This is a genomic window from Pseudothioclava nitratireducens, from assembly GCF_029210495.1.
GTDB classification, from domain to species: Bacteria; Pseudomonadota; Alphaproteobacteria; order Rhodobacterales; family Rhodobacteraceae; genus Pseudothioclava; species Pseudothioclava nitratireducens.
In genome coordinates this window covers 73,572-97,434 of record NZ_JARGDK010000002.1, presented here as the reverse complement: position 1 = coordinate 97,434, position 23,863 = coordinate 73,572, and the positions used below count along the sequence as shown (strand labels likewise).

Annotated in this window: 28 protein-coding genes; 16 read left to right on the top strand and 12 right to left on the bottom strand. The window is 63.8% G+C overall.

The genetic code is table 11. The annotated features are described in order from the left end of the window. Positions 1-81: 81 nt before the first annotated feature. Positions 82-1,383 carry a calcium-binding protein gene (locus tag P0X85_RS02685; protein ID WP_275808041.1) on the top strand — a complete coding sequence of 434 codons (1,302 nt, stop codon included), beginning with the start codon at positions 82-84 and terminating at the stop codon, positions 1,381-1,383. 84 nt (positions 1,384-1,467) lie between these two features. Here P0X85_RS02685 and P0X85_RS02680 read toward each other — a convergent pair whose 3' ends face one another. The 3 genes from P0X85_RS02680 to P0X85_RS02670 form a co-directional block, all read right to left on the bottom strand. Next, the gene (locus P0X85_RS02680; protein WP_275808038.1) at positions 1,468-2,514 is read right to left on the bottom strand and encodes a YeeE/YedE family protein; all 1,047 of its coding nucleotides are present in this window, start codon (positions 2,512-2,514) and stop codon (positions 1,468-1,470) included. 79 nt (positions 2,515-2,593) lie between these two features. Next, a complete protein-coding gene (locus P0X85_RS02675) occupies positions 2,594-2,893 on the bottom strand; it encodes an ArsR/SmtB family transcription factor (protein WP_275808798.1) in 300 nt (99 codons plus the stop codon). 174 nt (positions 2,894-3,067) lie between these two features. Beyond that, on the bottom strand, positions 3,068-3,496 hold the full coding sequence (locus tag P0X85_RS02670) for a thioredoxin family protein (RefSeq protein WP_275808036.1): 429 nt from the start codon (positions 3,494-3,496) through the stop codon (positions 3,068-3,070). A 93-nt stretch (positions 3,497-3,589) separates the two neighbouring features. On the opposite strand from P0X85_RS02670, the gene P0X85_RS02665 reads away from it, so the two are divergent. The 10 genes from P0X85_RS02665 (at position 3,590) to P0X85_RS02620 (ending at position 12,961) form a co-directional block, all read left to right on the top strand. Continuing rightward, the gene (locus P0X85_RS02665; protein WP_420851767.1) at positions 3,590-4,330 is read left to right on the top strand and encodes a cytochrome c biogenesis CcdA family protein; all 741 of its coding nucleotides are present in this window, start codon (positions 3,590-3,592) and stop codon (positions 4,328-4,330) included. A gap of 28 nt (positions 4,331-4,358) precedes the next feature. Next, positions 4,359-4,916 carry a thioredoxin family protein gene (locus P0X85_RS02660; protein WP_275808032.1) on the top strand — a complete coding sequence of 186 codons (558 nt, stop codon included), beginning with the start codon at positions 4,359-4,361 and terminating at the stop codon, positions 4,914-4,916. A 112-nt stretch (positions 4,917-5,028) separates the two neighbouring features. After that, complete coding sequence (soxX, locus tag P0X85_RS02655) at positions 5,029-5,496, top strand: sulfur oxidation c-type cytochrome SoxX (protein WP_275808029.1); 468 nt, start codon at positions 5,029-5,031, stop codon at positions 5,494-5,496. 33 nt (positions 5,497-5,529) lie between these two features. Next, the gene (soxY, locus tag P0X85_RS02650; RefSeq protein ID WP_275808026.1) at positions 5,530-5,949 is read left to right on the top strand and encodes a thiosulfate oxidation carrier protein SoxY; all 420 of its coding nucleotides are present in this window, start codon (positions 5,530-5,532) and stop codon (positions 5,947-5,949) included. A 24-nt stretch (positions 5,950-5,973) separates the two neighbouring features. After that, positions 5,974-6,303: a thiosulfate oxidation carrier complex protein SoxZ gene (gene soxZ, locus P0X85_RS02645; RefSeq protein WP_275808023.1), complete on the top strand. Its 330-nt coding sequence runs from the start codon at positions 5,974-5,976 to the stop codon at positions 6,301-6,303. A gap of 107 nt (positions 6,304-6,410) precedes the next feature. Then, a complete protein-coding gene (soxA, locus tag P0X85_RS02640; protein WP_275808019.1) occupies positions 6,411-7,271 on the top strand; it encodes a sulfur oxidation c-type cytochrome SoxA in 861 nt (286 codons plus the stop codon). Positions 7,272-7,411: 140 nt separating this feature from the next. Then, positions 7,412-9,103, top strand: a complete 1,692-nt coding sequence (soxB, locus tag P0X85_RS02635) for a thiosulfohydrolase SoxB (protein WP_275808016.1) — start codon at positions 7,412-7,414, stop codon at positions 9,101-9,103. A gap of 55 nt (positions 9,104-9,158) precedes the next feature. Beyond that, a complete protein-coding gene (soxC, locus tag P0X85_RS02630; RefSeq protein ID WP_275808013.1) occupies positions 9,159-10,457 on the top strand; it encodes a sulfite dehydrogenase in 1,299 nt (432 codons plus the stop codon). Further along, entirely contained in the window at positions 10,441-11,514 is a 1,074-nt protein-coding gene (locus P0X85_RS02625) for a c-type cytochrome (RefSeq protein WP_275808009.1), read from the top strand. The genes soxC and P0X85_RS02625 overlap by 17 nt, the downstream gene beginning before the upstream one ends. Positions 11,515-11,710: 196 nt before the next feature. After that, entirely contained in the window at positions 11,711-12,961 is a 1,251-nt protein-coding gene (locus P0X85_RS02620) for a glycerate kinase type-2 family protein (protein ID WP_275808006.1), read from the top strand. A gap of 229 nt (positions 12,962-13,190) precedes the next feature. Here P0X85_RS02620 and P0X85_RS02615 read toward each other — a convergent pair whose 3' ends face one another. The 3 genes from P0X85_RS02615 to P0X85_RS02605 are packed head-to-tail and all read right to left on the bottom strand — an operon-like array spanning position 13,191 to position 14,832. Next, positions 13,191-13,769 (bottom strand): retropepsin-like aspartic protease family protein, encoded by a 579-nt coding sequence (locus P0X85_RS02615; protein ID WP_275808003.1) that lies wholly within the window; start codon positions 13,767-13,769, stop codon positions 13,191-13,193. Positions 13,770-13,807: 38 nt separating this feature from the next. Continuing rightward, the gene (locus tag P0X85_RS02610) at positions 13,808-14,428 is read right to left on the bottom strand and encodes a MarC family protein (RefSeq protein ID WP_275807999.1); all 621 of its coding nucleotides are present in this window, start codon (positions 14,426-14,428) and stop codon (positions 13,808-13,810) included. 53 nt (positions 14,429-14,481) lie between these two features. Next, the gene (locus tag P0X85_RS02605; RefSeq protein ID WP_275807996.1) at positions 14,482-14,832 is read right to left on the bottom strand and encodes a helix-turn-helix transcriptional regulator; all 351 of its coding nucleotides are present in this window, start codon (positions 14,830-14,832) and stop codon (positions 14,482-14,484) included. Positions 14,833-15,012: 180 nt separating this feature from the next. Here P0X85_RS02605 and tatA point away from each other — a divergent pair, with 180 nt between their 5' ends. The 4 genes from tatA (at position 15,013) to P0X85_RS02585 (ending at position 17,585) form a co-directional block, all read left to right on the top strand. Further along, entirely contained in the window at positions 15,013-15,228 is a 216-nt protein-coding gene (gene tatA / locus P0X85_RS02600) for a twin-arginine translocase TatA/TatE family subunit (protein WP_275807993.1), read from the top strand. Between the two features lie 85 nt (positions 15,229-15,313). Continuing rightward, the gene (tatB, locus tag P0X85_RS02595) at positions 15,314-15,874 is read left to right on the top strand and encodes a Sec-independent protein translocase protein TatB (RefSeq protein ID WP_275807990.1); all 561 of its coding nucleotides are present in this window, start codon (positions 15,314-15,316) and stop codon (positions 15,872-15,874) included. Beyond that, positions 15,871-16,746: a twin-arginine translocase subunit TatC gene (gene tatC / locus P0X85_RS02590; protein WP_275807987.1), complete on the top strand. Its 876-nt coding sequence runs from the start codon at positions 15,871-15,873 to the stop codon at positions 16,744-16,746. The genes tatB and tatC overlap by 4 nt, the downstream gene beginning before the upstream one ends. Next, a complete protein-coding gene (locus P0X85_RS02585; protein ID WP_275807984.1) occupies positions 16,743-17,585 on the top strand; it encodes an ATP-binding protein in 843 nt (280 codons plus the stop codon). Before tatC ends, P0X85_RS02585 begins: the two co-directional genes overlap by 4 nt. A gap of 69 nt (positions 17,586-17,654) precedes the next feature. Here P0X85_RS02585 and P0X85_RS02580 read toward each other — a convergent pair whose 3' ends face one another. The 4 genes from P0X85_RS02580 to P0X85_RS02565 form a co-directional block, all read right to left on the bottom strand. After that, positions 17,655-18,836, bottom strand: a complete 1,182-nt coding sequence (locus tag P0X85_RS02580; protein ID WP_275807977.1) for a peptidoglycan DD-metalloendopeptidase family protein — start codon at positions 18,834-18,836, stop codon at positions 17,655-17,657. 54 nt (positions 18,837-18,890) lie between these two features. Next, entirely contained in the window at positions 18,891-19,550 is a 660-nt protein-coding gene (locus P0X85_RS02575; RefSeq protein WP_275808791.1) for a protein-L-isoaspartate(D-aspartate) O-methyltransferase, read from the bottom strand. Positions 19,551-19,567: 17 nt separating this feature from the next. Beyond that, positions 19,568-20,353: a 5'/3'-nucleotidase SurE gene (surE, locus tag P0X85_RS02570; RefSeq protein ID WP_275807974.1), complete on the bottom strand. Its 786-nt coding sequence runs from the start codon at positions 20,351-20,353 to the stop codon at positions 19,568-19,570. A 120-nt stretch (positions 20,354-20,473) separates the two neighbouring features. Beyond that, positions 20,474-21,118, bottom strand: coding sequence for an SDR family NAD(P)-dependent oxidoreductase (locus tag P0X85_RS02565; RefSeq protein WP_275807971.1), 645 nt, complete (start codon positions 21,116-21,118; stop codon positions 20,474-20,476). 235 nt (positions 21,119-21,353) lie between these two features. On the opposite strand from P0X85_RS02565, the gene P0X85_RS02560 reads away from it, so the two are divergent. Next, complete coding sequence (locus P0X85_RS02560) at positions 21,354-21,905, top strand: biotin transporter BioY (protein ID WP_275807968.1); 552 nt, start codon at positions 21,354-21,356, stop codon at positions 21,903-21,905. Between the two features lie 18 nt (positions 21,906-21,923). Here the strand turns inward: P0X85_RS02560 and P0X85_RS02555 are convergent, their stop codons facing one another. Beyond that, positions 21,924-22,379, bottom strand: coding sequence for a DUF1284 domain-containing protein (locus P0X85_RS02555; protein ID WP_275807965.1), 456 nt, complete (start codon positions 22,377-22,379; stop codon positions 21,924-21,926). A 122-nt stretch (positions 22,380-22,501) separates the two neighbouring features. After that, positions 22,502-23,797 (bottom strand): citrate synthase, encoded by a 1,296-nt coding sequence (gene gltA, locus P0X85_RS02550; RefSeq protein WP_275807962.1) that lies wholly within the window; start codon positions 23,795-23,797, stop codon positions 22,502-22,504. Positions 23,798-23,863 lie beyond the last annotated feature (66 nt).

Sequence of the window (23,863 nt, the reverse complement as noted above, 5' to 3'; positions counted from 1 at the left end):
AAAATCAGTTGCTTCGCCAACAGTTAACCATGTCTAATGGAGGCGTTCGGTGCGCCGGGCATGTTTTTTGGGGGGATTATTATGGGTTTTGTCTTTGGTACCGCGGCAAGCGAGGAATTGCAGGGCACGGATGAAAACGACGTCATTCTGGGCGCGGGCGGGAATGACTCGATTTTCACCGGCTTGGGGGACGATCTGGCCTCTGGGGATGAGGGCGACGACATGCTGGTCTCGCCCAGCGGTCAGGACACTTTGATCGGCGGCGCCGGCAACGACATGTTGGGCGGCTATTGGGATAGCGCCGCCGATATGTTCGGCAATGAAGGCAATGACTCGTTGTATTCCGGGGGCGCGGGGGGCGCGCTCGACGGTGGGGCCGATGACGACGTGCTCCATTTCTTTTCCGAGCGCGGCGCGAGTTTCGAGGCCACCGGCGGCAGTGGTGCCGACCGCTTCGTGCTCGAGCATTTCCCCGAGTATGAGAACACTGAATACACCGTGCGGATCACCGATTTCGAACTTGGTGTCGATCTGATCGAGGGGCCCACGCTACCCGTCACGCCCGAACTGCAACTGGTCGCGGTTGAGGGCGAGGCGGGGCTGCCCGGACCGCTGCCGCCGCTGGGCACCCTTAGCCTGTCGCAGGGCGAGGAGGGGGCGATCGTCGCCAACGGCACTGGCGGAGAGGCGGTGCTCCTTGGGGTCGATGCGCTCGACCTTCTCCGGGATGGCTCGATGAGCTTTGTGAACGTCACCTATCTCGATGATGCCGGCGCGCGGGTGATCGCGGGGGACGCGGATGACATGATTGTCGGCGGTGCGGGCGATGACCTGATCGGTGGCGGCTCGGGTGATGATCTCCTGCTGGGTGGGGAGGGCAATGACAGCCTGAATGGCAATCGCGGCAATGACACGATTGACGGCGGCGCGGGCAATGACACGATCCATGGCAATCAGGGCTCGAACCTGCTCATCGGGGGCGCGGGCGATGACTATATCACCACCGGCAATCAGGCGACCGAGGTCGATGCGGGGGAGGGGGATGACCATATCCTGATCGGCATGAAATCGGGCGGTGATCACGTTCTGACCGGGGGAGACGGGGCGGATCATTTCGATTTCCGCTACCTGACCAGTCGCAAGCAGGGTGATGTCGTTATCACCGACCTTGAGCTTGGGATCGACAGCGTGACGATCGAGGGGCTGGACCTCGGTGCCTATATGCTTGGTCATGCAGGGGTGACCCTGACCGATGTCGAGGGCGGTGCGCTTCTGTCGCTCGATACGAATGACACGATCCTGTTCGAAGGGCTGACGGCCTCGGAAATCGCGGCTTGGTATATCGAACCGGTGCTGCCGCCGCTTGATCTCATGCTGAGCTGATCCCGAACGGTGTGGTGGAAACGAAACGGCGCGCCCTGCAAGGCGCGCCGTTTTCCATAGGGTCCGGGCTTTTCCGGCGGGTGGTCAGTCGGGCTGGAAGCCGTGGATCATCTGGCGCAGCCCAAACAGCCCGCCAATGACGATGGCGGCCAGTGTAACTGGCGCCGAGAAGGCGAGCACCGACATCGCGCTTACGCCCTGACCGATGGAGCAGCCAAGCGCGATCGTCCCGCCGATCCCCATCAGCGCCGCGCCCGAGACCTGCCGTCCAAGCTCGCGCGGGTCCTCGCAGGCCTCCCAGCGGAACAGCCCGCGGATCAGCGACCCGCTGAACGACCCGGCCAGCACGCCCGCGACAAGACCGACGGAGAAGGTGATCCCGCCTGCCGTGGAGGTCATGAAATAAAGGATCGTGCGGCCCAGCGGCGCGGTGAAGGAGGGGGCCTCGACGCCCACGGCGCCAAAGCTCTCGCGGTTGAGCGAACTCGTTGCGACAAGGCACCAGACGATGGCGAGACCTGCCGCGATACCCCAAAGGATACGGCGCTTGTCGGCGCGCAGCGGCGCGTAGGCCAGCCCCCAGATCAGGAACCCGGCGGCGACCGGCAGGGCGATCAACAGCGGTGCCACGCCGGTTCGCGCCGCGAGCCAATGCGCGATCCCTTGCGGGGCCGTGGCAGGGGTTTGCTCGAACAGCAGTGTGCGCAGCGGGCCAAGCGGACCGGAAAGGGTCACGAAGGCAAAAATCCCCATGACCACGACCACGACCAGCGAACGCAGATCGCCGCCGCCAAAGCGTACCAGCGCGCCGAAGCCGCAATTGCCTGCCAGCGCCATGCCATAGCCGAAAATCAGCCCGCCGACGATCGAGGCCGCCGGCACCCAGGTGATCGAATGGTAGAAGGTCGCGCCAAGATCCGCCCAGCCGGCGGCCTCGGCCAGAAACGCCCCGCTGATCGCCACGGCCAGAACGACGCCCCAGAGCCGCAAGCGGCGCTGGTCCTTGCCGTAGGCGGCGCTTTCCAGCGCGCCCAGCGTGCAGAAATCGCCCAGCCGCGCGGCGAGACCCAGAACCAAGCCGCCCACCAGCCCAACCAAGGCTGCCAGAACGTCCATCGGCACGTTGTTCATCGCGTCCCCCCTTGCAGAATGCGGCCCGGCTCGGAAGCGCCGGTTCGGCCGGTCTTCGATGATGATAAGAAAGCCTGTGTCACGCGGTGTTGCAGAACATGTCGTAGACGAGTTGCACCACGCGCGCGGCGCGCGGATCGCTGAGCGAATAGTAGATGGCCTTACCCTCGCGGCGGCAGCTCACCAGACCTTCAAGCCGCAACCGCGCAAGTTGCTGGCTGACGGCGGCCTGCCGCGACTCGAGCAGGTTTTCGAGTTCGGTAACCGATTTTTCGCCGGAACTGAGATGACACATGATCATCAGGCGCCCCTCATGGGCGAGGGCCTTGAGCAGGTTGGAGGCGTCGCGGGCGCGGCCCAGAAGTTCCTCGGCATCCATAGTCGCGCAGCGTTCGGCATCGGTGCCGCCCGCCTCGCGATAAGGTGTGTCCCGCCCATCAGGTGCCATCGCCCTCAGGACTCCTCAACTGGTGCGCGCCTGCGCACGGTTTGCCGCTTTTATTCGCAATAGCATGGCCCGAAAGAAAGGCAAAGGGCGAGCCATGTGAAAGTCTTAGTCCGGCGCAGGGAGGGGCGCGCCTGCATCACGCAAGGCCATGCCCAGCAATCCCCAGAAGAAATCCTCGCCCGGATAGCCCTCGATGCGCCCGACCTCGGTGCTGTTTTCAAGGAGGATGAAGGTCGGCGTAAAGATCGGCTTGGGGCCGATTTCAAGGTCCGCCGCCCAATCCGAGCGCAAATCGACATGCTCGAGCGGCGCGAGTTGCCCTTCGGGCGTCTTGGGATAGATCGGCCCCAGCTCATCGTTCCACATCTTGCAATAGGCGCAGCCGGCCTGTTCCACCATGATCAGACGGAATGGCGTATCTGCCTGCTCCATTTCGGAGGGTGTCGCTGTTTCGGCTTGTGCCCCTCGAGAGGGGACGCCGCAGGCCAAACCGAGGGTGACCAGAATCAAAAACGCGTGCCGCGCAAGTTGCATGATTGACGCACCCCCTTTTACATATAAAGATCGTAATATGTTTCAGGGCGCGGTTCAAGGAAACCCACCGCGAGGGAGCCTGAGGGAGGCACTATGTTGATGGACCCCACCTACGGGGGCGCGCTTCTGGCGGGCCTTCTGTCTTTTCTGACGCCGTGTATCTTGCCGATGGTGCCGTTCTACCTGTCTTATATGGCGGGGATTTCCATGTCGGAACTGCGCGGTGGCGGGCAAATCGCGCCCGGCGCGCAGCGGCGTCTGGTCGTATCGGCCGTGGCCTTTGCGCTGGGTGTTACGACGATTTTCATGCTGATGGGGATGGGCGCAACCGCACTGGGGCAGGCATTCCGCTCCTGGCTCGAGCCGCTATCCTATGTTGCGGCGGCGATTCTGTTCCTGTTCGGGCTGCATTTCCTCGGCATCCTGCGCATTCCCTTCCTCTATCGTGAGGCCCGGCTCGAATCCAAGGCCGATCCATCGACGATCTTCGGCGCTTATGTAACGGGGCTGGCATTCGGTTTCGGCTGGACCCCCTGCGTGGGGCCCGCCTTGGCGGCAATCCTGATGGTCGCCTCGGGGATGGGGGATATCTCGCGCGGGACGGCGCTGCTGTTCTTCTATGGAATCGGCATGACCGCGCCGTTCATTCTCGCAGCCTTCTTTGCGCGCCCGTTCCTCGCCTTGATGAACCGTCATCGCGCCAAGTTGGCCTATGTCGAGAAGGTGATGGGGGTGATGCTGATTCTGTTCGCGGTGCTGATTGCGACCGACACGCTGAGCTACATTGCCGACTGGATGATCAGAGTTTTCCCCTCGTTTACCTCCATCGGGTAAACCGCGGGACCACAGGGAGGAGAAACCCATGCGCCACTTTTTGACTGCTGCACTGACCACGATCGCGCTCGCCCTGCCACTCGGCGCGGCCGAGATGGGGGAGGACGGGCTCCACAAAACCGGCTGGATGCGCGAGACATTCCGCGACATGTCCGAGGATCTGGCAGATGCCAATGCCGAGGGCAAACGCCTCATGGTGATCTGGGAACAGCGCGGCTGCATCTATTGCAAGAAGATGCACGAAGAGGTGTTTCCCGACCCCGAAATCGCCGCGCTGATCGAGGATAACTACTTTGTCGTGCAGATGAATCTGTTTGGTGACATCGAGATTACCGATTTCGACGGAGAGGTTCTTTCGGAAAAGGAAATGGCGATGAAGTGGGGGGTCATGTTCACCCCCACGATGATGTTTTTCCCCGAGGAAGTGCCCGGAGGCATGTCCGCCAACAAGGTGACGGTTGCCCAGATGCCGGGGGCCTTCGGTAAGGGGACGACCAAGGCGCTTTTGACCTGGGTGAAAGATCATGGCTATGAAAATGGCGAGAATTTTCAAAAGTTTCTTGCCTCTCAGGTGAATCCGCAATGATCTTGCTCACGCTGCGCTGCGGCGAACATATGCAGATATGTGAATTTTCAGGTTGCGCCAGAAGGTCGCAGCCGTGTAGAACGGAATCGGGAGAAGAATTGGGAGGTCTTCGATGAAACGCCACGTTGTTCTGGCTACTGCAGTTATCTTCGCCGCCGGCGCCGCTTTTGCGGAAACCGCGCCGACCGAAGTCACGTTCGAGGAAGGTGCTGTTGCACAATCGCTCACCGGCGTTCCGGGCAATCCGGAAGAGGGTGCGAAAGTCGCGGCGACCCGTCCGCTGGGCAACTGTGTGGCCTGCCACGAAATCTCGGCGCTGAGCGCCGACTTCCAGGGCAATGTCGGTCCGTCGCTCAATGGCGCGGCCGATCGCTGGGAAGAAGCGCAGCTGCGCGGCATCGTGATCGATGCGAAGCACACTTTCGAAGGCACCGTGATGCCGGGCATGTATAAAACCGGCCCGTTCATCCGTCCCGGTGACGCATATACCGGCAAGGCGGCACCCGCTGACCTGCCGCCCATCCTGACCGCACAACAGGTCGAAGATGTGGTCGCATTCCTGATGACCCTCAAGGAATGATGACCCTGAGATAACCCCGAGAGGAGTAATGACATGACCCTTACCAGACGTGACGCGCTGGCACTGGCAATGGGCGGTGTGGCCGCCTCGCTGCTGCCTGCCCGTGCAATGGCAGACGCCGGCGCAGACGCAATCGCAGCCTTCACCGGCGGCGCTGAAGTCGGCACCGACGGCATCACCCTGACCGCGCCGGAAATCGCCGAAAACGGCAACGGCGTTCCGATCGGCGTCGACGCGCCGGGCGCAGTCGCCATCGCGCTCTACGCCACCGGCAACCCGACCCCGGGTGTCGTCACCTATACCTTCGGTCCGAAAGCCGCTGCTCAGCGCGCCGAGACCCGCATTCGCCTCTCGAAGACGCAAGACGTCGTCGCAGTTGCGAAAATGGCGGACGGCAGCTTCAAGCAAGCTTCGGCCACCGTCAAAGTCACCATCGGCGGCTGCGGCGGCTAATCCAGAGTTTCGAGGAGATACATCATGGCAGACAACGTCAAACCGCGCGTGAAAGTGCCGAAATCGGCCTCGGCTGGTGAAGCCGTGACCATCAAGTGCCTGATCACGCACCCGATGGAATCGGGCCAGCGCAAGGACAAGGATGGCAACCTGATCCCGCGTTCGATCATCAACCGCCTGACCTGCGACTTCAATGGCGAGAACGTCATCGACATCGCGCTGGAACCGGCCGTTTCGACCAACCCCTATTTCGAGTTCGAAGCTCTTGTCGACGCATCGGGTGACTTCAAGTTCACCTGGTACGATGACGACGGCTCGGTCTACGAAGACAGCAAGTCGATCGAAGTGGCCTAAGGCCACTCGACCCGGACAGGGGGCGCGTGAGGGAGCGCGCTGACCAAGGACTGTTCCGCGCCCACCACAGCGGTGGGCGCGGGAACCACCCAGGGAGGATCAAAGGAATGACGCTGCGTTTCAGCCGCACCACTTTCGCCGCCATGGCCGCTCTGGCCATCGGTTTCGGCCCCGCCATCGCCGAGCCGGTCGATGACGAGCTGGTCGTCAATGAAGAACTGACCATCACCACCAAGGCCGCTGCGGCGCCCCATCTCGACGGGCATATGAGCGAGGTTTATTCGGGCTGGCTGTTCCGCACCGACGAAACCCGTGCCATGCAGATGGACGATTTCGACAACCCGATGTTCATCTATGTTGAGCGTGGCGCGGAAGCATGGACCACCGCCGAAGGCACTGAGGGCAAGGCTTGCGCCGATTGCCACGGTGCGCTCGAAGAAGGCATGAAGGGCGTGCGCGCCGCGATGCCGAAGGTGAACGCCGCCGGTGCGCTCTGGTCGATGGAAGACTACATCAACGACTGCCGCACGAACCGTATGGGCGCTGAAGCGCTCAAGTGGAACTCGAACGAGATGAAAGACATGACCTCGGCAATCTCGCTGCAATCGCGCGGCATGCCGGTCAACGTCGCAATCGACGGCCCCGCCGCAGAGTTCTGGGAGCGCGGCAAAGAGATCTACTACACCCGCTTCGGCCAGCTCGAAATGTCCTGCGCGTCGTGCCATGAAGAAAACTACGGCAACAACATCCGCGCCGACCACCTGAGCCAGGGCCAGACCAACGGCTTCCCGCTCTATCGTCTGAAGGATGGCGCTGCCGTTTCGATCCACCAGCGTTTCGTGGGTTGTGTGCGTGACACCCGCGCCGAGACCTTCGCGGCTGGCAGCCAGGAGTTCCGCGAACTGGAACTCTACGTTGCTTCGCGCGGCATGGGCCTCGACATCGAAGGCGTGGCGGTTCGCCCCTAATCTGAATGGGCGGGGTCCGGGTATCCGGTCCCCGCTTTTTTCTGCTCAGACATATTCAAACATCACTATCTGTCTGAATTCGTTAGGCAATTTGTGAACGATCGGGCCCCCGGCGCGGGGGCGAAGAAGGAGAAGAGAGCATGATTTCCCGGCGGGAATTTCTTCAGGCGAGCCTTGCGGCCTCGACCATTCTTGGCACTTCGGGCCTCTCGCGCTGGTCGCGCGCGATGGCGCAGCAATCGCTGACGCAGGACCAGCTTCTGCAATTCGACGCCTTCGGGAATGTCACGCTGATCCACATCACCGACATTCACGCGCAGGCCAAGCCGATCTATTTCCGCGAGCCGGAAGTGAATATCGGGGTGGGTGAGGCCAAGGGCGTCCCGCCGCATGTCGTGGGCAAGGACTTCCTCAACATGTTCAACATCAAGCCCGAAAGCCCCGATGCCTACGCGCTGACCTACGAGAATTTCGTCGATCTCGGCAAGGCTTACGGCAAGATGGGCGGCATGGATCGCGTTGCGACCGTCGTCAAATCGATCAAGTCGGAGCGCCCGGACGCGCTGCTGCTTGACGGCGGCGATACGTGGCACGGCTCGATGACCTCGTTCAAGACCGCGGGTCAGGACATGGTCAACATCATGAACAAGCTGGGCGTCGATGCGATGACCTCGCACTGGGAATGGACCTTCGGTCAGGACCGTGTGAACGAGATCGTGGAAACGCTGCCCTTCCCGTTCCTTGGCGCGAACATCTTCGACGCCGAGTGGGACGAGCCCGCCTTCGAGCCCTACAAGATCTTTGAAACCGGCGGCGTGCGCGTTGCAGTCATCGGTCAGGCCTTCCCCTATATGCCGATCGCGAACCCGAAATGGATGTTCCCGAACTACTCCTTCGGCATCCGCGAGGAGCGTATGCAAGAGGTCGTCGACGAGGTGCGCGCCGAGGGCGTCGATCTGGTCGTCTGCCTGTCGCATAACGGCTTCGACGTCGACCGCAAGATGGTCAGCCGCGTGAAGGGCATCGACGTGATCCTGACCGGCCACACCCACGACGCGGTGCCAGAGCCGGTTCTGGTCGGCGATACCATCCTGATCGCTTCGGGCTCGAACGGCAAATTCGTCAGCCGCGTCGATCTCGACGTGCGCGATGGCCGCATGATGGGCTTCCGCCACAAGCTGATCCCGATCTTCTCGGACGTGATCGAGCCCGATGCCGAGATGGCCGCCCTGATCGACGCCGAGCGCGAGCCCTTCAAAGCCGAACTCGAAGAAGTCGTCGGCCAGACCGAGAGCCTTCTCTATCGTCGCGGCAACTTCAACGGCACCTGGGACGACCTGATCTGTGACGCGATCCTGTCGGAGCGTGACGCCGAGATCGCAATGTCGCCGGGCGTGCGCTGGGGCACCACGCTGCTGCCGGGTGACAACATCACCCGCGAGGACATCCACAACGTGACCTCGATGACCTATGGCGCGTGCTACCGCACCGAGATGACCGGTCAGACGATCCGCACCATCCTTGAAGACGTGGCCGACAACATCTTCAACACCGACCCCTATTACCAGCAGGGCGGTGACATGGTTCGTATCGGCGGTATGGGCTACCACATCGACGTGTCCAAGCCGATCGGGGAGCGCATCTCGAACATGACGCTGCTCAAGGACGGTTCGGAAATCGACGAAAACCGGTCTTACGTCGTGGCCGGCTGGGCCTCGGTCAACGAGGGCACCGAAGGGCCGCAGATCTGGGACGTGATCGAAAGCCATGTCCGCAAGATCGGCACCGTGAAGCTTGAACCCAATAACTCGGTTGTTGTCAGCGGCCTCTAAGGTCGTTGGGAATTCAGGAATGTCCCGCAAGGGATTGAGACTAAAGGAGAAGATGATGGACGAGAAGGAACGCGCAACTCTGCCCGCGACCGACTCCGGCCTCGCGCTGAACCGCCGCAATTTCCTGCGCGGCGGTGCGGCGGCGGGTGCTCTGGTGGCGGGCGCGGCAGCGGCAAAGGCCGAAGGCACGCCGGACCCGCTGATCACCGAAAAGCAGCCCTGGGCGACCGGCTGGGGTGACGGTGTGGACGCCACGCCCTATGGCCTGCCGATCCGGTTCGAGGGCGATGTCATTCGCCGCAACGTGGAATGGCTGACCGCGGACGTGATTTCCTCGATCAACTTCACGCCGATCCACGCGCTGGACGGCACGATCACCCCGGCGGGCTGCGCGTTCGAGCGTCACCACTCGGGTGCGATCGAGTTGGCCAAGGAAGACTACCGCCTGATGATCCACGGCCTCGTCGACAAGCCGCTGGTCTTCACCTACGAGGATCTGGAGCGCTTCCCGCGTGTGAACCGCACCTACTTCCTCGAATGTGCGGCCAATACCGGCATGGAATGGGCGGGCGCGCAGCTGAACGGCGCGCAGTTCACCCATGGCATGATCCACAACATGGAATATTCGGGCGTCACGCTGCGCACGCTTCTCGAAGAAGCAGGCGTGAAGCCGGAAGGCAAATGGATCTACGTCGAGGGTGCGGATGCGTCCTCGAACGGCCGCTCGATCCCGATCGAGAAAGCGCTGGACGACTGTCTCGTGGCGTTCAAGGCCAATGGTGAAGCGCTTCGCAAGGAGCACGGCTACCCGGTCCGTCTGTGCGTTCCCGGCTGGGAAGGCAACATGTGGGTCAAGTGGCTGCGTCGCGTCGAAGTGACCGATCAAGCCGTCGAGAGCCGCGAAGAAACCTCGAAATACACCGACACGCTGGCCGATGGCACCTCGCGGAAGTGGACCTGGGTCATGGATGCGAAATCCGTGGTCACCTCGCCCAGCCCGCAATCGCCGATCAAGCACGGCAAAGGCCCGCTGGTCATCACCGGTCTGGCATGGTCGGGCCGTGGCGCGATCACCGCGGTCGATGTTTCGATCGACGGCGGCAAGACCTGGACCGAGGCCCGTCTGGCCGCACCGGGGCAGAAAATGGCGCTCACCCGCTTCTATCTCGATATCGAGTGGGACGGGTCCGAGATGCTGCTGCAATCGCGCGCGACCGATGAGACCGGCTATGTCCAGCCGACCAAGAAGCAGCTGCGCGACGTGCGCGGTGAGAACTCGGTCTATCACAACAACTGCATCCAGACCTGGTGGGTCAAGGAGAACGGGGAGGCAGAGAATGTCGAAGTTTCGTAATCTTCTGATCGGTGCGGCGATCGTCGCGCCGCTGGCCGCCCCGGCCTATGCCGAAGGCTTCGGTCTGGGCCGTGAGGCTCTGCCCGAGGAAATCGCGGCATGGAACCTCGATGTCTCGCCCGATGGCACCGGCCTCCCGGTCGGCTCGGGTTCGGTCGAGGACGGCGAGTATCTGTTCTCGGACAAATGCGCGGTTTGCCACGGTGAATTCGCCGAGGGCGTCGACAACTGGCCGAAACTGGCCGGTGGCGAGGACACGCTGGCGCGCAAGGACCCGATCAAGACCGTGGGGTCCTACTGGCCCTATCTCTCGACCGTTTGGGACTACGCGCACCGCTCGATGCCGTTCGGTGATGCGCAGTCGCTGACCGTCGACGAGACCTATGCGATCACCGCCTACATCATCTACTCGAACAACCTCGTGGACGATGATTTCGTGCTCTCGAACGAGAATTTCCTCGAAGTCGAGATGCCGAACGCGGATGGGTTCATCATCGACGACCGCGCCGAGACCGAGTATCCGAACTTCACCAATCGTTGCATGGAAAACTGCAAGGAGAACGTGGAGATCACGATGCGCGCGGCCGTTCTGGACGTGACTCCGGAAGAAGAGGGCGCCGAAGAAGCTGCGGCGGAAACCCCGGCAGAGACCGAGGTCGCGGCTGCAGAAGAGGCGGCACCGGCCGCAGAGGCACCGGCGGCTGAGGCCGCTCCGGCAGCAGCGGCTGCGCTCAATCCGGCGCTCGTCGCAGCGGGTGAGACCGTGTTCAAGAAGTGCAAGGCCTGCCACCAGGTTGGTCCCGACGCCAAGAACAAGGTCGGTCCGGTGCTCAACGGTCTGATCGGTCGTTCGATCGCCTCGGTCGACGGGTTCAAATATTCGCCCGCGATGAAGGCCAAGGCTGACGAGGGCTTCGTTTGGACCGAGGAAACCGTTGCTGCGTATCTGAAAGACCCCAAAGGCTACATCCCGAAGAACAAGATGTCGTTTGCCGGTCTGAAGAAGGATGAAGATATCGCGGCGGTCATCGCCTATATCGAATCCAACGCTCAATAAGCTTCTCCCGGGGGCGGGTCCCACCGCCCCCGAGCAGATTGGCGGGGTCCTTCCGCTCGCCGATCCGACGCGTCCGCGCTCCCCGCGGACGCGTTTTTGTTTGCGGGATCGCGGGCCGGGGAGCTGTCTGCCCCTGGCCGCCCTTGCAGGACGGCCTCCCCCCGAGGATATTTGGGGCAGACTGACAGGGGGTGGGATGGACGATCTGAACGCAACTGCGCTTGAGCTTTTCAGGATCGGGGTCGCGGCGGCTGATCCGGCCGATTGCGTGGCGCGGGCCATGGGGTGGGTGCGCGCGGAGTCCCCCGGTTCGGGTGGGCGTTGGCAGGTGATTGCCTTGGGGAAGGCGGCGCAGGCCATGACAGAGGCGGCGCTTGCCGGGCTTCCGCGCGGGACACAGGCGCTCATCGTCACGACGAGCGGGGTTGCGGGGGCGGGCGGCGCATGGGCCAAGGATTGTGATCTGCGGATCGGTGAGCACCCTGTGCCCGGAACGGGGAGTTTACGCGCGGGCGCGGCGATCGCCGCCTGCCTCAAAGCGTTGCGGACCGAGGATCGTTGCCTCGCGTTGATTTCCGGCGGGGGGTCTGCCCTTGCGGTCGCCCCTGTGCCGGGTGTGACGCTGGAGGACAAAGCCGAAGTCAACCGCCTTTTGCTTGGTGCAGGGGCGGATATCACGCAGATGAACCTGATCAGGCAGCAGCTTTCCACGCTCAAGGGCGGCGGTTGGCTGAGGCTTTCGGAAGCGCCGGTGACCGGGCTGATGCTCTCGGATGTGCCGGGCGATGATCTGCGCGTGATTGCCTCCGGGCCGACGGTTGCGCCGATCGGCTCGCGGGCCGAGGCCGCGCAACTGGCGCGCGGGCTTGGGATCTGGGAGCATCTGCCCGGATCGGTCCAAGCGGCACTGGCCTTTGCGGAGGGGCCGCAGGCACCCGGCGAGGCTCGCAACCGGCTGGTCGGGTCGAACGCGCTTAGTCTTGCGGCTATGGAAGAGGCCGGGGCCCGGCGGGGCGGCTTCGCGCTGGAGGGCGATGTGCGTGCGATGGCGCCGCGTCTCGCGGATGCGTTATCTGCCGCGCCGCCCGGTCAGCCCTTGGTCTATGGCGGCGAGACGGTGGTGCATCTGAGTGGTTCGGGGCGCGGCGGGCGCAATCAGGAACTCGCCCTCCGCGTGGCGCTGGAGATGGAGACCCGCGGTCTGGTCGGTGATTGGGTTTGCCTTTGTGCGGGGACCGATGGCCGCGACGGACCCACGGATGCGGCCGGGGGGCTGGTTGGGCCGGGCACGCTCGCGCGGATGCGGGCGGCGGGGATCAGCCCCGAGGAAGCCTTGGCCCAAAATGACAGCAACCCCGCATTGGCTGCGGGGTTGGCTTTGGTGACCGTGGGGGAAACAGGCACCAATGTCGCGGATCTTGCCGTGCTGATCCGTGGGAAGGCGTGATGGGGGTCAGCCTTCGTGAAGGGCAGTCGAGGCCTTGTGGATAACCATCGCGCGCAGCACCGCTTCACGCAAAAGGGCAACGACGATGATCGAGACTGCAAGCGTATCAAAGCCAAGCATTGGTTCGGATCTCCTCGACTGAACTGGTCGGAGAAAACCGGCTAATTGGGGCACAAAAAAGGCGAGGGCGGGGCATCTTTGCGGGGTGCGCACCCGCAGGGAGCCGTTCTCAGCGTTCGAGCGTAAGCCGATCCTGAGTAAAAGAGACCCGCGCGAAACGGGTGAGATAGGCCATCCCCATCAGCGAAGTGTCCATCTCGCCCCGATTGACGACGGCGCGCAGATTGCTGTCATGGATCGGGCCGAGGGTCAGGCTTTCCAGCCGCACAGGCGCGGTGGCGACCGTACCGTTCGCGGTGCGTGCCATGCTGATATAGGCCAACTCGTCGGTGTTAATGCCCGCACGCTCGGCGTCGCGTTGGGTGAGCACGACATCGGTCGCGCCGGTATCCACGACGAAGCGCACGGGCGTGCCGTTGACCTCTGCGGTGAGATAATAGTGCCCATCGGGGGCGAGCGGGGTCTCGATCCGGTTGTCCTCAAGCACCGTCTGACGGGGCAGGGCGCTGCGCTGGAAATCTTGCCAGAAGCCAGCGGCCGCAGCGACACCGACAAAGATCAGCCCCCAGATCAGGCCTTGCTGCACGATCTGCCCCGGCCGGTGGCGCAGTTGCAAGATCACTGACCCGCCGATGGCAAGCAGCAGGAGCAACAGGTAAATCAGGTGGGCGCTGTCAAAGGTGTCCATGCCGCTTATGTAGGCGTGCCGGCGCGCAATGTCAGGGGTCAGCCGCCAAAAACGCCCGCGCCGCGCAACCCATCGAGGATGAACTGCACCGCAAGTGCCGCGAGGAGCATCCCCAGAAGCCGCGTGACGACCATTGTGCCGGTGCGCCCGAGCGCCCGTTCGATCGGGCCCGCAAGCATGAACATCCCCAGCACACAGGCCAGCACCGCGAGCATCACCCCGTGGATCAGCGCGATATGCATCGCATCCGCCCCCGGTGCGCCCGCCAGCAGGATCATCGCCGCCATCGCCCCCGGCCCCGCGATGAGCGGTGTGGCGAGGGGAAAGACCGACGGATCGTGGCTTGGCTCCGGCTCATGGCCCTCGCGGCGTTGGGTGCGGCGTTCGAACAGCATTTCCAGCGCGGTGAGGAACAGCAACAGGCCGCCGGCGATACGGAAGGCGGGCATCGAGATGCCGATGAAGCCCAGCACCTTGTCGCCGAGCAATCCGAAAAGCGTCAGCAGAATCGCCCCGATGGTGACGGCGCGCAGACCCATCCGCCGCCGCTCGCGGTTCGACATGCCACTGGTGAGCGCAACGAAAAGCGGTGCGAGGCCGATCGGATCGACCACGACGAACAATGTCACGAAGGCTGTCAGGTATTCGGCGGCGGGCATTGGGTCTCCTCGGCGTGGGCAGCGTAACGTGCCGCGCGGGCCAAGGCCACTCCCTACGTCGCGTCCGGTGCGCGGGGCAGGGCGAGGCGGATCTTGGTTGCAAGGCTTGCCGCGCCTGCGGCGATGCGCGGATCGGTATTGCCCTCGGCCAGCGTCAGGAGATGGTCGAGCGCGGCCAGTTCTTCTGTGGTGAGCACCATCGGCGGGAGACCCATCGCGCGGCGCAGGATATAGCCGACGCCCCGCTCGCCCTCGACCGGAACGCCATAGGCTGAGATTTCCGCCATGTCGCGCCAGATCGTGCGCTCGGATACGCCCAGCCGCGCCGAAAGATCGCGCGCGCGGTGCATCTTGCCATCGCGCAGGATGGCAATGATCTGTTGCAGGCGTTCATCGCGTGTCATGGGGCCTCCGGGGTCGGAGTGAGTGTAGCGAAGTACGGAGCAACTGACAATTAACTGTCAGTAATCTGGGGCGCCGCGCGACCCGCGCGCCAGTTTGCGCTAGGATCGCGCAGCGGAAGAACTTAAATGGAAAGCCGACAGACAAGGCGCGGGGGCGGGCCCTGCGCGAAGGAGAAGACAATGCTTAACAATATCGGCCTTCCCGGCCTCCTGCTGATCGCCGTCGTGGTGCTGGTGCTGTTCGGCCGCGGCAAGATTTCCTCGCTCATGGGCGAGGTCGGCAAGGGTATCACCGCCTTCAAGAAAGGCGTCAAAGACGGCACGCAAGAGATCGAGGACGCCAGCGCCGACGCCGCGCGCGACGTGACGCCCGAGAGCGACAAGGACAAGGTCTGATCCGTTTTGGGGGCGCGCCAACCGGCGTGTCCTACGGTTGCGGCGCCAGTTCGCGCCGCGCTACGGGCTGGGGGCCTGAGGTCGCATGTTTGATATCGGTTGGAGCGAATTGCTGCTGATTGGCGTCGTGGCGTTGATCGTCGTGGGGCCCAAGGATCTGCCGGGCATGTTCCGCACGCTGGGCCGGCTGACGGCCAAGGCGCGCTCGATGGCCCGCGAGTTCTCGCGCGCGATGGAAGAGGCCGCCGATGAAAGCGGACTCAAGGAAGCGGCGGGCGATCTGAAAGACCTCAAGGGGCTTGCTTCGAAGAAATCGCTTGGCCTCGATGCGCTGGAAAAAGCCACCGAAAAGTTCGAGAAATGGGAGCCCAAGCGCCCGACGACCAAGACTGGCGCGCAGCCGGACCCGGATGTGCCGCATCCCGAGGATCTGCCCGATCCGCCGCGTGATCCGGCGCTGTCCAAACCCAAGACGACGACCAAGCCTGCGGCCCCGGCGGCAACGCCGAAACCCGCTGCCAAGCCGAAAGCCGCCAAGCCCAAAGCAGCGACGCCCCCTGCTGCCAAGGCCGCGAAAGCCGCCAAGACTCCGGCCAAACCCGCCGCCAAGGCGAAGAAAGCCCCCGCCAAGAAAGGTGACGCATGAGCGCCCCGGATCAGATCGAAGACAGCTCCGCCCCGCTGATCGAGCATCTGGCGGAACTGCGCACGCGTATCCTCTATTCGCTGGCGGCTTTCATCACCGCGATGGTGATCTGCTATGCGGTCTGGAACCCGATCTTCAACTTCCTCACAGGCCCGATCTGTGAGGCTCTGGCCGATCGCGGGCAGCAATGCGGGCTTTACCTGATCAAGCTGCAAGAAGGCTTCTTCGTTGCGATCAACATTTCTTTCCTCGGGGGCTTCGCGCTCGCCTTCCCGGTGATCGCCTATCAGATGTGGCGCTTTGTGGCGCCGGGTCTTTATAAATCCGAGAAGAACGCGTTCCTGCCCTTCCTGATCGCCTCGCCGGTGATGTTCTTCCTCGGCGCGGCCTTCGCCTATTACGTCATCCTGCCGCTCGCCTTCACCTTCTTCCTGGGCTTCCAGCAAGGCGGGCTCGATGCGGCGGATGCGGCCAATGAGATGGCGGCGATCGGCTTTCAAGGCTCCGTGCAGGAATATCTCTCGCTGACGATCAAGTTCGTGATGGCCTTTGGCATCTGTTTCCAGCTTCCGGTTTTGCTGTCTCTGATGGGCAAGGCGGGGCTGGTCTCGGCCAAGGGTCTGGCGGGCATGCGCAAATACGCGGTGGTGGCGATCCTTGTGGTCGCGGCGGTTGCCACGCCCCCCGATGTCATCAGTCAGGTGATCCTCTTCACCGTCGTTTACGGGCTCTACGAGGTCTCGATCCAGCTTGTCGCGCGCATTGAAGCCGCCCGCAAGAAACGGATGATCGCCGAGGGGACCTGGTTCGAGGACGAAGATCTCGAAGCCGAGTTCGACGAAGATGAGGGTGAGGCCGGGGGCAAGGCATGAGCGATGAGGCGCTGACCCGGATCGCGGAGGCGTTGGAACGGCTCGCGCCCGCGCCGCTGCCCGCGCCGCATTTCGATCAGGCGGATGCGTTCCTCTGGCATACGGCGCCCGACCGGCTGAGCCCGGTTGCGAGCGTGAACCGCGTCGATCTGAGCCTTCTGCGCGGGATCGACCGGGCGCGCGATACGCTTCTGGCCAACACGTTGCAATTCGCGCGCGGAGCGGCGGCGAATAACGCGCTTCTCTGGGGCGCGCGCGGCATGGGGAAATCCTCGCTGGTAAAGGCGGTTCATGCCGAGGTTCTGGCGCAGGGCCATGCGCTGAAGCTTGTGGAACTGGCGCGTGAGGACCTGCCCTCGGTCGGGCGTCTGCTTGCCCATCTGCGCGCCGCGCGGGAGACGCGCTTTGTGCTTTATTGCGACGATCTCAGCTTTAGCCACGACGATCAGAATTACAAATCGCTCAAGGCGGTGCTCGATGGCGGGATCGAGGGGCGCCCGGCGAATGTGATCTTCTACGCGACCTCGAACCGGCGTCACCTGATGCCGCGCGACATGATCGAGAATGAGCGTTCCACCGCGATCAACCCCTCCGAGGCGGTCGAAGAGAAGGTCTCTTTGTCGGATCGCTTCGGTCTGTGGCTGGGTTTCCACCCCTGCGGGCAGGACGAGTATCTCGCAATGATCGCGGGCTATTGCGCGGCCTATGGGGTCGAGATTTCGTCCGAGGAACTGCGCGCCGAGGCCATTGAATGGCAGGCGACGCGGGGCGCGCGCTCGGGGCGCGTGGCGTGGCAATATTTTACCGATCTGGCGGGGCGGCGCGGGATCGCGCTGTAAGCTGTGCCAGAGGTGCAATGAGAAAGGGGGCCGCGTGGCCCCCTCTTTTATTTCGCGACCTGGCCTCGCTTACTGGAGGTAGGGCATCGGATCGACGCTCTCAAAGCCCTGCCGCACCTCGAAATGCAGGAAGGACGGCTCGCCCGCGCGGACCTTGGCGATGGTCTGACCGCGCTTCACGCTCGCGCCTTTGGTGACGGTGACGCCGTCGAGATTGGCGTAAACGGTCAGTAGCCCGCCGTCGTGGCGCAGCACGACGATCGGCACCTGTTCGGTATTCTTGGTGATCGCGGCGACGGTCCCGGCTTCGGCGGCTTTGACTGCTGTGCCGGGGGCGGCGGCGATATCGACCCCGTCATTCTTGCCCTTCTTGTAGGGCCGGATGATTGCGCCGGTCACGGGCATGGCGAATTTCGAGTTGCCCGAGGCCGCGGTCCGGCTGCTTCCGAGATCGGGCGCGGCAGAGGTATCGACCGGCGCGCTGGCCTTGGGGGGCGTTTCCGCCGGGAGCGGCTTGGCGGCCGAGGGCGGGGTTGGCGTCTGCGATCCCTGACCGGGTTCCGTGACGGGGTCGGATGCGCGGGCGGGCGCCTTGGCGGCGGCGACCGGGATCAGAAGATACTGCCCCTCGCGCACGGCGAGATCGGCGGGCAGGCCGTTCCAATCTGCCAGCGAGCGTACACTCACATCATAATAGCGTGCGATTGAATAGGCGGTCTCGCCCCGTGCGACCTTGTGGCGGGTCGGCTCTGGCCCTGTCGGTTTCGGCGCGCTGATAGGTGTCGCGGGTTGCGTGGCTTCGGCCCGGTCAATCGCAGAGGAGGCGAGCGAGGTGATGTCGATCTTGTCGCTCTGGATCGCGCCGGGATTGGTGGCGGCGCCGGTTGGCTCTGCGACCCGGTTCGGCAGGGCCAGAACCTCCCCCTTGTTCAGCACCGCATCGGGCGAGACCGCGTTATAGCGCGCGAGTGCCCCGGCATCGACGCCGATCCGGTTGGCGACATCGGCGACCCGGTCGCCCTTGCGGGCGACGGCAACCTGATAGTTCGGATAGGAAATGATCCCGCGCGCATCGGGCGCGGGGCGGTTCGCGGTCGCGGTGCGCGCCGCGGCCGTCGTGTCGAACCCGATGCGCCCGAAATTGCGCAGGTCCGGGTCAAAGGTGCCATCGGGCTCACAGGCGGCAAGGGCCATGATCGCGCCTCCGGCCAGAACGGCCAGACGCAGGCGGGAGGGAAGGGGCTTGGTCATCAGCTCTGTCCTCGTCACGTTATAGAATGGGGCCTGTTGCCGGCCCCTTTGAAATCAATCGCTGGCCATTCCTTCGACCAGCGGCACGAAGCGCACGGCGCGCAGTTCCTCATAGTCGAAGCCCTGCTCCAGACGCCGCACACGGATCAGGCTTTGCACGGTATCCGACTGGCCAACGGGCACAATCATGATACCGCCGATCTTGAGCTGCGACAACAGCGGGCCAGGCGGGTCTTCGGCGGCGGCGGTCACGATTATTCTATCGAAGGGCGCCTGATCGGGAAGCCCGTGAGAGCCATCGCCGGAAAGCGTGATGATATTGTTGAGATGCAGCCGCGCGAACAGGGCCTCGGCCTCGCGGGCAAGGCGGCGGTGGCGGTCCACCGTATAGACCCGCCGTGCGAGGCAAGCGAGGATCGCAGCCTGATAGCCCGACCCGGTGCCGATCTCGAGCACGGTGTCGCGCGGGCCGACCTCAAGCGCCTGCGTCATCAGCCCCACGACCGAGGGTTGCGAGATGGTCTGCCCGCAAGCGATAGGCAGGGGCATGTCCTCATAGGCGCGATCCGCGAACAGTCCACGCACGAACAGCCCGCGGTCGATCCGCTCCATCGCGCCGAGCGTGCGGGCATCCGTGATCCCCTTGGAGCGCAACGTGAAGAGGAAGCGCATCTTGCGCTCGGCGAGTTCCTCGGCCGAGAGCGGTGCGGGCATCTCCTCGGGCGTGTCGCTCATGCCAGCCGGGCCTCGAGATCGCTGAGCACATCATGCGCGGTCAGATCTGCCCGCATCGGCGTCACCGAGATATAACCGTCGAGATTCACCGCCGCATCCGTCCCGGGCGCGGTGGCGGTGTGCTGCGGGCCGCCCTTGATCCAGAGGAACCGTTTGCCGGTGGGCGAATGGTGCGGCTCGACGCCGAAGAAGCTGTCGGTGCGGTAGCCCTGCGCGGCAACCTTGTGCCCCTTGACCCCGGCGGCCAGAACCGGCGGGAAGTTCACGTTGTAAAAGACGCGGTAATGTCCGTCGTCCCAGATCCCCTTTTCCCATATCTTGCGGATCAGGGCGGGGCCATGGACGCGGGCGGCCTCAAACATGTCGGGGGCCTGCATGACATCCGGGCCAAGGAATTGCGACAGCGCAATCGCCGGGATGCCCTGCAATGCGGCCTCCATCGCGCCGCCGAGCGTGCCGGAATAAAGCGCGTTCTCGGCGGAATTGTTGCCACGGTTCACACCCGAAAGCACCAGATCGGGGCGCCCCCCCTCGAGCACGTCATAAAGCCCGGCCAGCACGCAATCCGCCGGACTGCCCTCGGCGGCATAGCGGCGCTCGTCGAGCTTCATGATCATCATCGGATGGGTGTAGCTGATGCAATGGCCGACGCCCGATTGCTCGAAGGCCGGGGCCACGGTCCAGACCTCGCCCTCGGGGCCGGCCAGATCGGTCGCGATTTCGTGCAGAACCTGAAGCCCCGGAGCGTTGATGCCATCGTCATTGGTGATGAGAATGCGCATGTCGCCCCCTTGCAGCCGCTCTTGCCCCTGCTTAGCGCGCGGGGGCAGGGCCGTAAAGCATGCGCTGGCCCGGCGCGGCGTTTCGCACCCCGGCCGAGTCCCCCGCGTCACAGTCGGGACTCAGAGCGTGGCGACGATCCGGGCCGCTTCGGTCTTGATCGGGCTGAGCGGCGCGCGATCCTCGCCGGGGAAGAACCGGGCCCGCGTCGCGGTCGGCATCGGCGCGGGCGTCGCGATCAGCACTTCGGGTCCGATCTTGGCGGTCTCAGCCTGCCAGCTTTGCGCCAGAGCCATCTGGGCGGCCTTGGTCGCGCCGTAGCAGCCGAAGAATTTCTCGCCCGCGTGGTCGTCGCCAAAGAACAGTGCGCGGCCATTGCCCGCACGCAACAGCGGCTCCATCAGCGGGATCAGTGTGGCCGTTGCGGTAATGTTCGTGGCCACGGATTTCTGCATGTCCTTCGCGTCGATATGCCCGGCGGGCGCCAGCGGCGCGGCATGGATCGCGGCATGCGCCCAGAGCTGAACGCCCCCCCAACGCCCGGCCACGGACTCGGCCAGATGCTTCATCTGGTCGGGATCGGTCACGTCGAGCGGTGCAAGCGTCGCGCTGCCGCCGGCGGCCTGAATACGGTCGTCCAGCTCCTCCAGCGCGCCTTGCGTACGCGCCACGGCCATCACATGCCAGCCAGCGGCGGCCAGTTCTTCGGCCAAAGCGGCACCAAGGCCGCGCGAGGCGCCGGTGATCAGGGCGAGGTTCTTCTGCATGGGCTCGGTGCTCGGGCTTGTGTTGCTGATGGCGGGTCTTTGGCAGAGCCGACCGCATCGCGCAAGTGAAACCCGGGACGTGCGACGATCCGGACCAAAAAACTTTGCAAACTGCCCCATCGGAACCCTGCGTTACTTTGCAACATTGCGGGTGACAGCGTCACGCATCGTTGACATAGTGCGCTCAGGCGGCGCAAATGGCGCCAAGGGATTCACCAAACTACAGGTCTGACACATGACTCTTTCGAAGGCCCTCGTGCCCTCCACCTCCTTCGCAACCCGCGCCGCGATGGTGCTTGGCGGTACTGCTCTTCTGGCGGCGGCATCGCAAATCTCGGTTCCGATGTTCCCGGTGCCGATGACGCTGCAAACGCTGGCGGTGCTCGCTATCGGCATGACCTTCGGCCTGCGTATGGGTGTTCTGACCGTTCTCGCATGGCTCGGCGAAGCGTTTGCGGGCCTGCCGGTTCTGGCCAATGGCGGGTCCACCGCGTCGTTCTTCGGGCCGACCGCGGGTTTCCTGTTTGGCTTCGTCATCATGGCGGGCATCGCGGGCTACGCCGCTGATCGCGGGATCAAATCCTTCCTCGGCCTCGCCGTAGTGGCGCTGATCGCTTCGGTCGTGCTCTACATCCCGGGTCTCGCCTATCCGGCCGCCGTGATGGGCAAATCCATGCCCGAGCTGGTCTCCGGCTGGATGGCGCCCTTCCTGATCGGTGATGCGGTCAAGGCGATCCTCGCCGCGCTGATCGTGTCGGGCGGCTGGGCAGCATTCGCCAAGCGCTAAGAGAACCTGATCTCGACTTCAAACGCCGTCCTTCGGGGCGGCGTTTTCATTTGGAGCGTCCGATTGCAAACGTGCCAGGGCGGCTTCGCACATGCCAAGCGCGAGCCACTGACAGGGCGCGCAAATCTCGCTCAGGATGCCCGTGGGCAAGGCCCGCATCCGCTCCAGTGCCTCCCCCCATTGCAGGACATCCCCCTCCGCCAGACCCAAAGCCTCTGCATGGGCGTGATCGAGCGCGGCGATCTTGTCGGCACTCTCACAACCCGTCCCGCGCCGAGACGGGCAGGGGGCGCAGATGCTATCGGCTTGAAAGGTAACGCCGATCAGCGTGTCCGGGCCGTTGGGCGCCCGCAAACGCCCCTCCACGATCCCAGCCATGTTCGCGGTGAACTCGGTGGAATATCCCTTGCCCTCGAAGCCAAGCGAGCAAAGGAAATGATGGGGGCGATATCGAAGCGGCAAGCTGTGTTTCATCAAACCCAAGATACTCCGGGGCGAATTGGCCGCAAGGCCAGGAGGGCCAGCGCCCCTGTTCCCGAACACGCATGAAAAAAGGCCGGGATTTCTCCCGGCCTTTCGCAAGCGTTGCGCAGCACTTATGCGCGGTCGTCCACATCCACATAGGAGCGCAGCGGCGAGCCGGTGTAGAGCTGACGCGGGCGGCCGATCTTGCCTTGCGGGTCGCCGATCATTTCTTTCCACTGCGAGATCCAGCCCACGGTGCGCGACAGCGCGAAGATGGGCGTGAACATCGAGGTCGGGAAGCCCATCGCCTCGAGGATGATGCCCGAGTAGAAGTCCACGTTCGGGTAGAGTTTCTTCTCGACGAAATAGGGATCTTCGAGCGCGATCTTCTCGAGTTCCTTGGCGACCTGAAGCGTCTCGTTGTCGTGGATGCCGAGCAGGTCGAGCACTTCGTCTGCCGACTCCTTCATGACCTTCGCGCGCGGGTCGAAGTTCTTGTAGACGCGGTGGCCAAAGCCCATCAGGCGGAACGGATCGTTCTTGTCCTTGGCGCGTGCCACGAATTCCGGAATACGATCCACCGAACCGATTTCACGTAGCATCTCGAGGCAAGCTTGGTTCGCACCACCGTGTGCCGGGCCCCAGAGGCAGGCGATACCGGCTGCGATACAGGCAAACGGGTTCGCGCCCGACGAACCGGCCAGACGCACGGTCGAGGTCGAGGCGTTCTGCTCGTGATCGGCATGCAGCGTGAAGATGCGGTCCATGGCTTTGGCCAGTGCGGGCTCGACCTTGTAGGGCTCTGCCGGCACCGAGAAGCACATGTGCAGGAAGTTCGACGCGTAATCGAGATCGTTGCGCGGATAAACGAAGGGCTGACCGATCGAATATTTATAGGCCATCGCGGCGATCGTCGGCAGTTTCGCGATCAGGCGCATCGAGGCCACTTCGCGCTGCCACGGATCATTGATGTCGAGGCTGTCGTGATAGAAGGCCGACATCGCGCCGACCACGCCCACCATGGTCGCCATCGGGTGGCTGTCGCGGCGGAACCCACGGAAGAAATTGTGGATCTGCTCGTGCAGCATCGTGTGACGGGTGATGCGATACTCGAAATCTTCCATTTGCTCGCGGTTCGGGAGTTCCCCGTTCAGCAGCAGGTAGCACACTTCGAGATAGTGCGATTTCTCGGCCAGTTCGTCGATCGAATAACCGCGATACAGCAGCTCACCCTTGTCGCCATCGATATAGGTGATCGACGAATCGCAGGCGGCCGTCGAGGTGAAGCCCGGATCGTAGGTGAACACGTCACCTTGCGCATAGAGCTTGCGGATATCGATAACGTCGGGCCCGACGGTCGGCGACAGGATCGGAAGCTCGATCGTCTTCCCTTCAAAGGTGAGCGTCGCGGTTTTGGATTCAGCCATGGCAGTCCCTCTCTCGTGGTCCGGCGGGGCCGCGCCGGGATTGTCCGTCCGGGTTCACCCCGGGGG

What these genes read in the sequence shown, in the direction of transcription:
- P0X85_RS02685 (WP_275808041.1), top strand. Translation starts at nt 82, where the DNA reads ATGGGTTTTGTCTTTGGTACCGCGGCAAGCGAGGAATTGCAGGGCACG.
- P0X85_RS02680 (WP_275808038.1), bottom strand. Translation starts at nt 2,514, where the DNA reads ATGAACAACGTGCCGATGGACGTTCTGGCAGCCTTGGTTGGGCTGGTG.
- P0X85_RS02675 (WP_275808798.1), bottom strand. Translation starts at nt 2,893, where the DNA reads ATGGATGCCGAGGAACTTCTGGGCCGCGCCCGCGACGCCTCCAACCTG.
- P0X85_RS02670 (WP_275808036.1), bottom strand. Translation starts at nt 3,496, where the DNA reads ATGCAACTTGCGCGGCACGCGTTTTTGATTCTGGTCACCCTCGGTTTG.
- P0X85_RS02665 (WP_420851767.1), top strand. Translation starts at nt 3,590, where the DNA reads ATGTTGATGGACCCCACCTACGGGGGCGCGCTTCTGGCGGGCCTTCTG.
- P0X85_RS02660 (WP_275808032.1), top strand. Translation starts at nt 4,359, where the DNA reads ATGCGCCACTTTTTGACTGCTGCACTGACCACGATCGCGCTCGCCCTG.
- soxX (WP_275808029.1), top strand. Translation starts at nt 5,029, where the DNA reads ATGAAACGCCACGTTGTTCTGGCTACTGCAGTTATCTTCGCCGCCGGC.
- soxY (WP_275808026.1), top strand. Translation starts at nt 5,530, where the DNA reads ATGACCCTTACCAGACGTGACGCGCTGGCACTGGCAATGGGCGGTGTG.
- soxZ (WP_275808023.1), top strand. Translation starts at nt 5,974, where the DNA reads ATGGCAGACAACGTCAAACCGCGCGTGAAAGTGCCGAAATCGGCCTCG.
- soxA (WP_275808019.1), top strand. Translation starts at nt 6,411, where the DNA reads ATGACGCTGCGTTTCAGCCGCACCACTTTCGCCGCCATGGCCGCTCTG.
- soxB (WP_275808016.1), top strand. Translation starts at nt 7,412, where the DNA reads ATGATTTCCCGGCGGGAATTTCTTCAGGCGAGCCTTGCGGCCTCGACC.
- soxC (WP_275808013.1), top strand. Translation starts at nt 9,159, where the DNA reads ATGGACGAGAAGGAACGCGCAACTCTGCCCGCGACCGACTCCGGCCTC.
- P0X85_RS02625 (WP_275808009.1), top strand. Translation starts at nt 10,441, where the DNA reads ATGTCGAAGTTTCGTAATCTTCTGATCGGTGCGGCGATCGTCGCGCCG.
- P0X85_RS02620 (WP_275808006.1), top strand. Translation starts at nt 11,711, where the DNA reads ATGGACGATCTGAACGCAACTGCGCTTGAGCTTTTCAGGATCGGGGTC.
- P0X85_RS02615 (WP_275808003.1), bottom strand. Translation starts at nt 13,769, where the DNA reads ATGGACACCTTTGACAGCGCCCACCTGATTTACCTGTTGCTCCTGCTG.
- P0X85_RS02610 (WP_275807999.1), bottom strand. Translation starts at nt 14,428, where the DNA reads ATGCCCGCCGCCGAATACCTGACAGCCTTCGTGACATTGTTCGTCGTG.
- P0X85_RS02605 (WP_275807996.1), bottom strand. Translation starts at nt 14,832, where the DNA reads ATGACACGCGATGAACGCCTGCAACAGATCATTGCCATCCTGCGCGAT.
- tatA (WP_275807993.1), top strand. Translation starts at nt 15,013, where the DNA reads ATGCTTAACAATATCGGCCTTCCCGGCCTCCTGCTGATCGCCGTCGTG.
- tatB (WP_275807990.1), top strand. Translation starts at nt 15,314, where the DNA reads ATGTTTGATATCGGTTGGAGCGAATTGCTGCTGATTGGCGTCGTGGCG.
- tatC (WP_275807987.1), top strand. Translation starts at nt 15,871, where the DNA reads ATGAGCGCCCCGGATCAGATCGAAGACAGCTCCGCCCCGCTGATCGAG.
- P0X85_RS02585 (WP_275807984.1), top strand. Translation starts at nt 16,743, where the DNA reads ATGAGCGATGAGGCGCTGACCCGGATCGCGGAGGCGTTGGAACGGCTC.
- P0X85_RS02580 (WP_275807977.1), bottom strand. Translation starts at nt 18,836, where the DNA reads ATGACCAAGCCCCTTCCCTCCCGCCTGCGTCTGGCCGTTCTGGCCGGA.
- P0X85_RS02575 (WP_275808791.1), bottom strand. Translation starts at nt 19,550, where the DNA reads ATGCCCGCACCGCTCTCGGCCGAGGAACTCGCCGAGCGCAAGATGCGC.
- surE (WP_275807974.1), bottom strand. Translation starts at nt 20,353, where the DNA reads ATGCGCATTCTCATCACCAATGACGATGGCATCAACGCTCCGGGGCTT.
- P0X85_RS02565 (WP_275807971.1), bottom strand. Translation starts at nt 21,118, where the DNA reads ATGCAGAAGAACCTCGCCCTGATCACCGGCGCCTCGCGCGGCCTTGGT.
- P0X85_RS02560 (WP_275807968.1), top strand. Translation starts at nt 21,354, where the DNA reads ATGACTCTTTCGAAGGCCCTCGTGCCCTCCACCTCCTTCGCAACCCGC.
- P0X85_RS02555 (WP_275807965.1), bottom strand. Translation starts at nt 22,379, where the DNA reads ATGAAACACAGCTTGCCGCTTCGATATCGCCCCCATCATTTCCTTTGC.
- gltA (WP_275807962.1), bottom strand. Translation starts at nt 23,797, where the DNA reads ATGGCTGAATCCAAAACCGCGACGCTCACCTTTGAAGGGAAGACGATC.